This is a genomic window from Sphaerisporangium sp. NPDC049002 (genome assembly GCF_040649355.1).
Classification (GTDB): domain Bacteria; phylum Actinomycetota; class Actinomycetes; order Streptosporangiales; family Streptosporangiaceae; genus Sphaerisporangium.
Window position 1 is genome coordinate 1 of sequence record NZ_JBEZFH010000235.1, and the last position, 10,980, is coordinate 10,980.

The window sequence follows — 10,980 nt, forward strand, 5'->3', positions numbered from 1 at the left end:
GCTGTGTACGGCGGGCGGCCCTGAGTCCCGCCGCCGTTCGGGACCGGCGCCCACGCCGCACGCCCGGACGGCGGGCGGGCGGCGGGCCGTGCGGCGGCGCGGAGCGCTGCCGCCTTGATACTCACAAGAACAATTCGGCAGATCATCGTGCTGTACTGTCCCGAGTGTCCCGTCCCCGGACCCACTTGATAGTGGAGTCCAGTAATGTATTTGACAGGTGCCATTGCTGGCCAATTTTTCGGCCAGAGGAGGTTCTTGTGGAGTTCGATTCTGATGCGGTTGACCAGAATGCCGAAGGCGTCGCGGACCAAGGGAGTGGGAAGCGAGAGTTTCTTGACACGCAGATCATTTCCTATGCACTAAAGGGAAAGATCGATGTTCCGGCTGTAGAGGGCCGACTCATTGCCTCAGCGACAGCGCACGAGCTTCTTCGCACCTGGGACAAAGAAGAAGGTGACGTTGCATATTATATCCCAGTGCCTAGTATCGGAATTCGAGAATTAGCTAGCTCTAGGCCAAAGCATCACCCGCCGCGCAAGCAATCTACAGATTTGCTGCCGCTCTACCTAGGTGAGAACGAGCTCAGTGTCGTCGAGTATGGCCACCTTGCAATATCGCTACTTATCAATAGCCAAGAGGTTGACCTGCTGCTCTACTGCACTCGCCATCTAGACAAGCATCGCAGAGATGTTGCTCTGCGGTATTTTGAATTTCTGACACAGCACTCGATTAGATGCATTGCCGCCACGAGCAAAGTCGTCCCTGACGTTGTCGAGCTGTTTCGCAAATTTCGGGCGAGGTTTTCACCTAAGGGCGACTTTCGCAACACTTTGAATGACATCCTGGTTCTTGCAACCGCCCTGAATGTCGGTGCGCCACTGTTGACCAGAGACGGAGTGCTCAATCGCTTTGCCAGTGAATACTACGGAACGCCTCTCATTGCAATGGCTGACTATGTCAAGATAGATTTCGGTCATACATCTGCCCGGCGAAGAATTTCTCGTGACAGCAAGGGATACATAAACCGCCCATGGCGTTCGAAACTAATTGAATGAGGACTCGAGTACAGCGGTCTTCGGTCCCTCCGGGCCACATCCCGGGACTGTACGGTCTTCGGCTCTGTCGCAGATTCGGTGGTGACGAAAGGTTCGGCTGCGTCACAGTGAGTCATGCTTGATCTTGATGAGCTTGTGAGCGTGATCTTTTCGGGGTTGTCGCCGCTGGTGGTGGAGGACGTAGTGGACGAGGGTGAGCGGATCCGAGTGCGGGCGCGAACTCCGGACGGGTCGGTCGCCTGCTCGGGGTGCGGGGCTGAGACCGCGCGGGTGCACGGCTATCACGACCGGACCGTTGCTGATGTCCCGGTCGATGCACGCCGTGTGCTGGTGGTGGTGCAGGTTCGCCGCCTGGTCTGCCCGACGCGTGGCTGCCGCCAGACCTTCCGCGAACAACTGCCCGGCGTACTGGAGCGTTACCAGCGGCGCACCCCGCGTCTGACCTCGCAGATCGGTGCGGTGGTCCGCGAACTGGCTGGACGAGCCGGCGTGCGCGCTTTATCCGCTCTGGCTGTTGGCCTGTCCCGGCACACCGCGCTGCGCCTTCTGCTGCGCATGCCTTCGCCCCAGTCTCGGGTGCCCCGTGTACTGGGAGTGGATGACTTCGCGCTGCGCCGGCGTCACCGCTACGCCACCGTGCTGATCGACGCCCAAACGCGCGAGCGTATCGACGTTTTGCCCGGCCGCACCGCCGATGTCCTGGAGGCCTGGCTTCGTGCTCATCCCGGAGTGCAGGTGGTGTGCCGGGACGGCTCAGGCGCCTACGCCGAAGCCGTCCGCCGCGCGCTACCGCAAGCTGTCCAGGTCACCGACCGCTGGCATCTATGGCACGGCCTGGGTGAGGCCGTCGCGAAAGAAGTAGCCGGACACAGTGCCTGCTGGGCCAAGGCCGGACCGCCGATACAGGACGGCAAGCGCGCCAAAACCACCCGCGAGCGCTGGCACCAGGTCCACGACCTGCTCGGCAAAGGCGTCGGCCTGCTGGAATGTGCCCGCCGGTTGAACGTGTCCCTCAACACCGTCAAACGCTACGCCCGCGTGGCCGAGCCCGAACGCCTGCAACGCGCCCCGCAATACCGGCCTACCCTCGTCGACCCCTACCGCGACCACCTCCGGCGCCGCCGATCCGACGACCCCGCAGTCCCCGTCCTGCACCTGTTCAACGAGATCAAAGCCCTCGGCTACCAGGGCAGCTTCAACCTCCTCTACCGCTACATCACCCAAGGCCGTGTCGAAGCCGACCGCCTGCCCATCTCACCCCGCCGCCTTGCTCGCCTTGTGCTCACCCGGCCCGACAACCTCAAGGACGAGCACCGCCGCTTGCTGCACGACCTCACCACCGCCTGCCCAGAGATGATCGACCTGGCCGAGCTCGTGCGCGGCTTCGCCGACCTGTTGCTGCCACACGAGGGCAACGCCGAGCGTCTCACCGCGTGGATCACCACCGCCCGAACCGCCGATCTGCCTCACCTGCACGCCTTCATCCGAGGCCTCGACCACGACAGCGATGCCGTCCGCGCGGCCGTCACCTTGCCCTTTCATAACGGCGGCACCGAAGGCGTCAACACGAAGACCAAGCGCATCATGCGCCAGATGCACGGCCGGGCCAGCTTCGCGTTGCTCCGCCACCGCATTCTCTTGGCCTAACCCTCCGTCACCACCGAAAGAGAGACAGAGCCGTTGGCTGGACAGACCCGACCTCGATACGGGAGAAGAAGCAGGCCGCCAAAGCGCGCAAGGCCGCTGCGCGGCACAAGAAGGAGGCGGCCTAAGAGCCTGCTGACAAAGGGATTTGGCGTCGAGGTTCGAGTCAGGAGACCGCCGGGGTGTGGTCATTTTCGGGTCGTTGACCCGTGAATGGGAGCGGGCTCCCGGTAGCTGAGGTGTTGTCTAAGCAGCTCAGCGGCCAGGAGCCCGTGGTTGTCTGTCCGCGTCCTCGAACGCCGCCTCTACGGTTCGAGGGGATTGCCACCGGGCAGCCGTACCCCAGGATGAGGGGCCGGGCGGGCCGGGACGGATCCGCCGTACGGCCGGAGTGCCAGGCGCGGCGGGTCAGGAGCGGCGGGTCAGGAGCGGCGGCCGAACCAGCGGCGCGCCTTCGCAGGCTTGGCGGCCTCCCTGGTCCCCACTCCCACCCCGGCCGTGGCCTTGGCGAAGCCGGCCTGCGGCTGGACGGTCGGGGCGCAGGTGTCCAGGGGGACCGGGTCGCCCATGGTGACCACGATCTTGCGGGGCCCCTTGAAGGACTCGCGGGCGTGGGCGGCGAGGATGTTGTCGACGATCAGAATGTCACCCGGCCGCCATGTCTCCCTGACCGTCGCCTGGCGGTAGGCCGCGTCGATGGTCTCCACGTCCTCCCTGGAGATCGGCTCGCCGTCGCCGTAGGCGGTGTTGAAAGGCAGGTTGTCGTGGCCCAGGTCCTCCAGGAACACCTCACGGATCTCCGGGTCGAGCGCCCACTCGTTCCAGAAGACCGTGTGGTTGAACCAGACCTCCTCGCCGGTTCCGGGGTGACGGATGGTCGCCGAGCGGCGCTGCACGGTGCGCAGCTGGTCGCCGCCGACCCACTCGTGGGCGATGTGGTTCTCCGCGCAGTAGGCGGCGACCTCGTCCCTGTCCTCGGTGCCGAATGCGGTGCGCCAGCCGAGGCTGATGTGGTCGCCGTAGTTGCGCACCAGGGACCAGCCGTGCGCGCGGAACCGGTCGGCCAGAGGCTCCGGGATGCTTCTCAGCACCTTGCGCACGTCGGTCACCGGGGTCGCGCCCCCCTCGTCGGGGGCGATCAGGCAGCCGAACATCAGCAGCCCGGGGAAGCTGAGCGCGTAGCTGTTCTCGTTGTGCGGGCGGATCGTCTGGGACGGCGGCAGGTCGGTGGAGGAGTAGACGTCCTTGCCGAAGTGGCTGCGCGGGGTGGCCTTCTCGACATATCCGGCGAGTTTGGCGATCAGGGCGTCGCGTACCTCGGCGAAGTCCTCCACGCCCTTCACCGGCAGCCCTCGCAGGTAGAGGGCGCCGTGCTCGTCCAGGCCCGCACGGATGGCCTCACGGTTCTCCCGCAGCCAGTCGCAGGTCTCGCCCAGGTCCGAGCCCTGGGCGTCGGCCGCAGCGGGCCTGCCCTCCCTGATCTCCCAGGCGATGGTGGTGGTGTTCACGATGCGTGGGTCCTTTCCAGCTCTTCGATGCCGATGAGGTCGTCGGGCTTGGCGTCGGGCACCTCGTCGTCGAAGCGCGCCAGGGTCCCGATCCGGGTGGCGGCGAGCACGAGCAGCGCCATGCAGAGCCCGCACAGCAGGTAGAGAAGCCCGATCCCGCGCCCCGGCCCGGTGCCGATGATCGCGCCGAGGGTGTCCGCGAGCGGGCCGCCCACGGCCAGCAGCGGATCGAGGAGCGGGCCGGCGAGGGGGGCGATGACGCCGAAGCCGAGCGGCACGGTGGCTGCGGCGATCATTGTGTTGACCGCGATGATCCGCCCCTGGAAGCGGTGCGGCACCTTCACCTGGATGATCGTCATGATCGTGCCGTTGATCAGGGCCAGCGCGAAGGACATGCCGAAGGCGCCGACGCCGATCAGCCAGAGGCTGGGCCGCAGTCCGGTCAGCACGCCGGCGACCGCCATCAGCATCGTCGCGGCGATCACGCCGCGCAGCCTGCGGTGGGTCGGGCCGCCCCACAGGCTCATGACGACGCCGCCGGTGATCGCGCCCGCCCCGGCCGCGACCGCGACCGCGCCGGCCGCCTGAAGCGGGGCGAAGGAGAGGACGAGCGGCGAGACCATGACGAACATGGGAGCAAGGAAGAGGTTCACGCCGGCGAAGAAGAACAGCATGCCGCGGAAGCTCCGGTGTCCCAGCGAGAAGCGGAAGCCGCCTGCGATCTCGGCCGAGATCGGCTCACGGCGGCGCAGCCCCAGCGTGGTGGGGAACTTGACGAACAGGACCACGACGATGGCGAAGGTGTAGGCCGCCACCTGGATGGTCAGGATGCCCTCCAGCCCGATCGAGGCGAGCAGGCCGACCGCGATGAGGGGGACCAGGAACTGGGCGGTGCCGATCGCGAGCTGCACGATGCCGTTGGCGTGCCCGAGGTAGCGTTTGGGCACCAGCTGCGGGATCGACGCCTGGTAGGCGAGCCGCTGGAACGTCACGGAGACCGAGACGACGGCTATCAGCGCGTAGAGCGGGCCGACCGAGAGCCGGTCGGTCAGCAGCAGCGTGAGCATCACCGCCTGTGTGACTCCCGACACCAGGTCGCCGGCGATCATCACCCGCCGCCGGTCGTAGCGGTCGACCACCGCGCCCGCCAGCGGGGCCACGATGATGCCCGGCACCAGGGCGAGCAGGGCGATGAGCCCGAAGTGGGCCAGTGACCCGGTGATCGTGTAGATCCAGATCGGCACCGCGAACTCGGTGAGGGCCGACCCGGTGAGCGAGACGAGCTGCCCCAGCGCGACGGGCAGGAACCGGCGCATGCTCGGCTCGCGCTCCTCCCGCACGGCCCGCCGCTCCACGCTGTCCTGGAGCCACCAGGTGCCGCCCGCCTCGCGCGAGTGCGCCTCCCGCCAGGCCGCGTCGGCGGTGTGGGTGCCGGTGAGGATCTGGGCGAGCTCGTCGGCGCGATACTTGGGGAAGAAGTGCCCGGCCTCGTCTATGACGACCAGCGACGAGGAGTCGGACAGGAAGCACCACTCCTTGAAGCGCTCCTGGTAGAACTCGGTGCTCGGGTCGCGCTCGCCGACGACCGAGATGATCGGCGCTCTCAGCCGGGGCTGCTCGGTCCCCAGGATCCGGGTGAAGTACTCCTCGGCCATCCGGCCGTCCCGGCGCATCAGCTCGACGGTGAAGGCCACCTGCTCCTCGTCGAGGCCCGTCATGTCGCCACCGAGCGCCCGCAGCTCGGCCGCGATCGTGCGGGTGCCGTACAGCCGGTCACTGATCAGTTTGCTCAGCGGGCCGAGGAAGCGGCCCCGGGGCCGGGCGAAGGGGAAGATGCCGCCCAGGTAGAGGGCATCCAGCTCGCGTCCCGACGCCTCCATGCGCCGGGCCAGCTCCACGGCCAGCGCGCTGCCGGGGGCGCAGTGCCCGTAGATCACGATCGGGCCCCGGAGATGCTCGGCGATCTCCTCGACGCAGAGCGCCGCCACCTCCTCGAAGGAGAGCTGTTCCTCCTCGCCCGGCTCACGTCCGGGGGCGGCGACCGCGTAGAGGGAGTAGCCGGCGGGCATCGCGTCGGCGAGCGTCTGGTAGACGACCGCGTTGGCGCCGCCGTACGGCACGCAGATGACGGAGCCGACCCGGTTCTTCGGATCGATCGGGCGAGTCAGCTCGGCCAGCATCCGGCGGGGGGCGGCCGTCTCGCCCTGGCGTTCGGTGACGAGTCTGGCGAGCTCGGCGACCGTGGGGTGCTGGAACATCTCCAGCACGCCGATCGGCGGCCTGCTCTCGGGGAAGGCCTTGCGCATTCTCGCAACGACCTGGGTCGCCAGCAGCGAGTGGCCGCCGAGGTCGAAGAAGTTGTCGCCGGTGCCGACCCGTTCGAGGTCGAGGACGCCCGCCCAGATCGTGGCGATGGCCTCCTCGGTCGGGTCGGCCGGGGCGGTGTAGCCGGGCCGCTGGTCCAGCCGCTCGGGTTCGGGGTCCGGCAGAGCCCTGCGGTCCACCTTGCCGTGGGCCTGGAGCGGGAAGCGGTCGAGCCAGGCGAAACGCCCGGGGACCATGTAGTCGGGCAGCCGGTCGAGCATGTGCGCCCGCAGCTCGGACACCGGGGACTCCTGCGCGCCCGGCTCCTTCTCCAGCCAGGCGACGAGGTGGTCGCCGCGCAGGTCCACGACGCCCTGGACGACTCCGGGGAGCGTGCCGAGCGCGGCCTCGACCTCGCCGAGTTCCACCCGGTAGCCGCGGATCTTCACCTGGTGGTCGGTGCGGCCGAGGAATTCCAGCCGCCCGTCGTCGAGCCTGCGGACCAGGTCGCCCGTGCGGTACATGCGTGCTCCGGCCGCGCCGTACGGGTCGGCGACGAAGCGCTCGGCGGTCAGTGCGGGGCGGCCGAGATAGCCGCGGGCCATGGTGTCGCCGCCGATGTAGAGCTCGCCCGCGACACCCGGCGGCACCAGGCGCAGCGCCTGGTCCAGCACGTAGACGCGGGCGTCGGGGAGCGGGCGGCCGATGGGCCAGGCCGTACCGGCCGCGGGCGCCTGGGGGTCCACCCGCTCGGTGGTCACCGCGACGACCGTCTCGGTGGGGCCGTAGCTGTTGAAGATCGCGCAGCCCGCGCGGGAGGCCAGATCGCGGACCCAGGCGGTCGGCGACGCCTCGCCGGCCAGGACGAGCGCGCGGCGCGGCAGCAGCCGCTCGGGCTCACCCTCCGCGCCCAGTGCGGCGAGGTGAGAGGGCGTCATCTTCAGGTAGTCGAGGCGCGGCACGGCGTCGGCCAGCTCGGGCGCGGAGCCGCGGCGGGGCAGCTGGTAGAGGGTGCCGCCGTTGGTGAGCGGCAGGTAGAACATCAGCATGCTGAAATCGAAGGCGAGCGACTGGAGCAGCCCGAAGGCGGCGTCGGGCACGATGTCGTATTCCTCGCGGATGTACTCCAGGTAGGCCACGATGTGCCGGTGCTGGACGCCGACGCCCTTGGGCCGCCCGGTGGTGCCGGAGGTGTAGATCACGTAGGCGAGGTCGCCGGGGCCGGCGAGCGGTTCCAGCGGCGTGTCGTCGCCTTCGTCGGCCAGCCGGTCCAGCTCGACGACCGTGCCGGTGAAACCGGCCGCCCGGTCGCGCAGCGCCGAATCGGTGATCAGCACGACGGCCGACGAGTCGGCGAGCAGGAACTCCAGCCGGTCACGTGGCTGCTCGGGGTCGAGCGGCAGGTAGGCGCCGCCCGCCTTGAGCACCGCGAGGATCGCGACCGCGGCGTCCACGGTCCCGTCCAGGCAGATCGCGACGCGCGCGTCGGGGCCGACGCCGGAGTCCCGCAGGTGCCTGGCCAGCCGGTTGGCCCGGCGGTGCAGCTCGGCGAAGGTGAGCGAGCGCTCCCCGGCGACGAGGGCGACCGCGTCCGGGGTCCGCGCCGCCTGGGCCTCGGCCATCTCGCCGAGCGTGCGGTGCGCGGGCCGCCAGGTGCGGGTGCCCGCCCAGTCGCCGAGCAGCGACTCGCGCTCCTCCTCGTCGAGCAGCGACACCTCGGACAAGCGGTGGTCGTGGTCGGCGACGGCACCTTGGAGGAAGAGCCGCATCGAGCGCTCGATGCGCTCGACGGACGCGGGCTCGAACAGGTCGGTGCGGTAGGTGAAGAAGCCGCTCAATCCTTCGTCGGTCTCGTTGACGTACAGCGCCAGGTCGAACTGGGTGACCGCGAGCGGCGAATCGAACGGGCTGATGTCCAGTCCGGCCACGCTCGTGGCGCGGACCGCCTGGTCGGCGAGCGCAAAAGTCGCCTGGAAGATCGCCGAACGGCTGGGGTCCCGCTCCCTCCGCAGGTCGTTGACGACCCGGTGGAAGGGATGGTCCTGGTGCGCGAGCGCGCCGAGCACGGTCTCCCTGGTGCGGAGCAGGTGTTGGGCGACGGTCGGGTCGTCGCCGGTACGGCTGCGCAGGGTCACCATGTTGACGAAGGCGCCGACCACACCCTCAAGCTCCTGGTAGGGCCGTCCGGCCACCGGTGAGCCCACCGCGAAGTCGTCCTGGCCCGCGTGCCGGGCGAGCACCGCCTGGTATGCCGCGAGCAGGGTCATGTAGAGCGTGGCGGTGTGTGCCCTGCCGAGGTCGCGCACGGCCCTGATCAGTTCGGCGTCCCAGGTGAAGGCATGGACAGCGCCGTCGAAACTCTGCTCGGCCGGGCGCGGCCGGTCGGTGGGCAGCTCCAGGTCGGGCAGCCCGGCGAGCTGCTCGCGCCAGAAGGCGGCGTCGGGCTCGACGGAGGGCCCCGCCAGCCGCGCCTGCTCCCAGGCGGCGAAGTCGCCGAACTGGACGGCCGGTTCGGGCAGCGCCGCGGGCGTGCCCTCGCGGAGCCCGCCGTACAGCTTGAGCAGCTCGTCGACCATGATCTCCAGCGACTGGCCGTCGCTTACGATGTGGTGGACGACGAGCAGGAGCACGTGGTCGTCCGGCCCGATGCGGATCAGCGACGCCCGCAGCAGCGCGTCGGCCGCCAGGTCGAACGGCCGGATCGCCTCCTCGCCGACGATCTCGGCCGCCCGCTCGGGGGTCTCCGATTCGGTGATCTTCAGCGTGACGGGCCCAGGCTCGTCGACGACGACCCTCGGCTGCCCGTCCTGGGTGGTGGGGAACCGCGTCCGCAGGGCCTCGTGCCTGGTCACCAGCGCCGTCAGCGCCTTTTCCAGCAGCGCGACCTCCAGTTCGCCCCTCAGGCGCATGGCCACTGGGAGCGTGTAGGCGACGTTCCCCGGAGCGAACTGCTCCATGAACCACAACCGCTCCTGCCCGCTGGACGGCGGCGGCTCGGTCCCCGCGGCGCGGGGCCGGACGGTGGTGCTCGCTGCTCGCGAGCGCAGTCGCTGCGACAGGAGGGCGCGTTTGTCGGCCGTGAGAGTGACGGCGCGCTCCGACAGCTGCTCGGTCATCGGGACTTCTTCCTTTCATGAGGGGGAACTACGGGATCTGTCCTTCGATGTCGTCGATCAGCAGCGCCTCGACGGTGTCGGCCAGCTTTTCGACCGTGGGATGGGTGAAGACCGCGTTGACCGGGATCTCCAGGTCGACGGCCGCTCTGACCTTGGCGGCGACCCTGATGGCCAGCAGCGAGTTGCCGCCGAGACCGAAGAAGTCGTCGTGCACGCCGACCCGCTCCAGCCCGAGCACCTCGGCCCAGACCTCCGCGACCAGCTTCTCCGCCTCGGTCCTGGGCCTGTGCGTCGCGGCGGCCGGCTCCTGCCACACGGGCGCGGGCAGGGCGTGGCGGTCGACCTTGCCGTTGTGGTTGAGCGGGAGGGCGTCCAGGACGACGAAGGCGGAGGGAACCATGTAGGCGGGGAGCGTCTCCTCGGCGAAGCGCCGCACCTGGCCGGAGAGGTCGGTTTCCGGTGCTGAGGTGTCGCCGGGGACCAGGTAGGCGACCAGGCGCTTGTCCCCGGGGTGGTCCTGCCTGGCCAGGACCACGATCTGGGCCACGCCGGGGTGCCGGGCGAGGGTGGTCTCGATCTCGCCGAGCTCGATGCGGAAACCGCGGATCTTGACCTGCTGGTCGGCCCGGCCGACGAACTCCATGTTCCCGTCGCCGCGACGCCGTACCAGGTCGCCCGTGCGGTACATGCGCGTTCCGGGTTCGCCGTAAGGGCAGGCGACGAAGCGTTCGGCGGTCAGGTCCGGGCGGCCGAGGTAGCCGCGGGCCAGGTGCTCTCCGGCGATGTAGAGCTCGCCGGGCACGCCGGTGGGCACCGGGCGGAGCCTGTCGTCCAGGACGTAGGCACGTGTGTTGTCGAGCGGACCCCCGATGGGGACGGCGCTTGAAGACGGTTCCGCCACCCGGTAGGAGAGCGCGAACGTCGTCGTCTCGGTGGGACCGTAGCCGTTGTTGACGACGCCACCGGCGAGGACGACCCGCTCCACCGCAGCGGGAGACGCCGCCTCACCGCCCTGCCACAGTTCCGGTACGGCGGCCAGCACGGCGGGCGACTCCTCGGCCAGTGCGTTGAACAGGCCGGTCGTCAGAAACACCCCGGACACCCGCTCCTGGCGCACCGCCCGTTCCAGGGCGGGGGCGTCGAGCGGGCCGGGTGGGGCCACGACCACGGTCCCGCCGTTGAGCAGCGGCACCCACAACTCGTAGGTGGAGGCGTCGAAGGCGAGCGCGGAATGCGCCAGCACCCGGTCGTGCCCCCACCAGAGGCGGTCGGCGGCGAAGGCGGCGACATTGTGGTGGGTCACCGCGACGCCCTTGGGCACCCCCGTCGACCCCGAGGTGAACATCACATACG

At 69.2% G+C, this 10,980-nt stretch carries 5 protein-coding genes; 2 read left to right on the forward strand and 3 right to left on the reverse strand.

From position 1 onward, the window contains the following. Positions 1-257 precede the first annotated feature (257 nt). Positions 258-1,055, forward strand: coding sequence for a hypothetical protein (locus AB0B89_RS31155; protein ID WP_358559937.1), 798 nt, complete (start codon positions 258-260; stop codon positions 1,053-1,055). Positions 1,056-1,169: 114 nt separating this feature from the next. Beyond that, positions 1,170-2,702, forward strand: a complete 1,533-nt coding sequence (locus AB0B89_RS31160) for an ISL3 family transposase (protein ID WP_358559939.1) — start codon at positions 1,170-1,172, stop codon at positions 2,700-2,702. Between the two features lie 419 nt (positions 2,703-3,121). On the opposite strand, the gene AB0B89_RS31165 is transcribed toward AB0B89_RS31160, so the two are convergent. The 3 genes from AB0B89_RS31165 to AB0B89_RS31175 all read right to left on the reverse strand — a co-directional run. Further along, positions 3,122-4,207, reverse strand: a complete 1,086-nt coding sequence (locus AB0B89_RS31165; protein WP_358559941.1) for a TauD/TfdA family dioxygenase — start codon at positions 4,205-4,207, stop codon at positions 3,122-3,124. Next, positions 4,204-9,627, reverse strand: a complete 5,424-nt coding sequence (locus tag AB0B89_RS31170) for an amino acid adenylation domain-containing protein (RefSeq protein ID WP_358559943.1) — start codon at positions 9,625-9,627, stop codon at positions 4,204-4,206. The genes AB0B89_RS31165 and AB0B89_RS31170 overlap by 4 nt, the downstream gene beginning before the upstream one ends. Positions 9,628-9,655: 28 nt before the next feature. After that, positions 9,656-10,980, reverse strand: a 1,325-nt coding sequence (locus AB0B89_RS31175) for a non-ribosomal peptide synthetase (protein ID WP_358559945.1), incomplete at its 5' end; no start/stop codon positions are given.

Excerpts from the sequence above, each read along its gene's own strand:
- AB0B89_RS31160 (WP_358559939.1), top strand. The coding sequence starts at position 1,170 with ATGCTTGATCTTGATGAGCTTGTGAGCGTGATCTTTTCGGGGTTGTCG.
- AB0B89_RS31170 (WP_358559943.1), bottom strand. The coding sequence starts at position 9,627 with ATGACCGAGCAGCTGTCGGAGCGCGCCGTCACTCTCACGGCCGACAAA.